The sequence below is a fragment of the Vibrio sp. 10N.222.48.A3 genome (genome assembly GCF_041475345.1).
Lineage (GTDB): Bacteria > Pseudomonadota > Gammaproteobacteria > Enterobacterales > Vibrionaceae > Vibrio > Vibrio tasmaniensis_A.
Window position 1 is genome coordinate 1 of sequence record NZ_JBFRVX010001786.1, and the last position, 607, is coordinate 607.

The following is a 607-nucleotide window of genomic DNA, read 5'->3' on the forward strand; positions in this document are numbered from 1 at the left end:
CACGACCAGTACGACCGACGCGGTGCACGTACTCTTCTGTATGCTTAGGCATATCAAAGTTGATAACGTGGCTTACGTTTGGAATATCGATACCACGTGAAGCAACGTCTGTTGTTACCAAGATCTTGTAAACCGCACGCTCGAACTGGCTCATGATTGCATTACGTTGCGTTTGGTTTAGGTTACCGCTCAATGCCACCGCTTTAAGCTTCTTCTCGTTTAACTTCTCGGTTAGGCGATCAGTATCAGCACGAGTTGCCGTGAAGATCATCACCTGACGGTATTCAGCTTCTTCAATAACACGATCCAGAATTGCTTCTTTATGATCTAGATGGTCACACAGGTAAAACTTCTGAGTGATATCAAGGTGCTGTTCGTTAGAAACACCCACTGAGATGCGTTTAGGCGAATCTAGCATTTCATTTGCAATGTCGTTCACTTCCGCGTGATCAAGTGTCGCAGAGAACATCAACGTTTGACGGCGACGGTGTTTAGCTGCATTCGCGATACGACGCAATTCAGGTGCGAAACCTAAATCTAGCATCCGGTCAGCTTCATCAAGGATCAGCGTTTCAACACCATCTAAAAACAGTGAGCGGTGCTCAAG

The 607-nt window shown here is 46.3% G+C and carries 1 protein-coding gene; it reads right to left on the reverse strand.

The genetic code is table 11. The features are described 5' to 3' along the window. A partial coding sequence (locus tag AB4653_RS28910; RefSeq protein ID WP_372106077.1) for a helicase-related protein occupies positions 1 to 607 on the reverse strand: 607 nt, incomplete at both ends.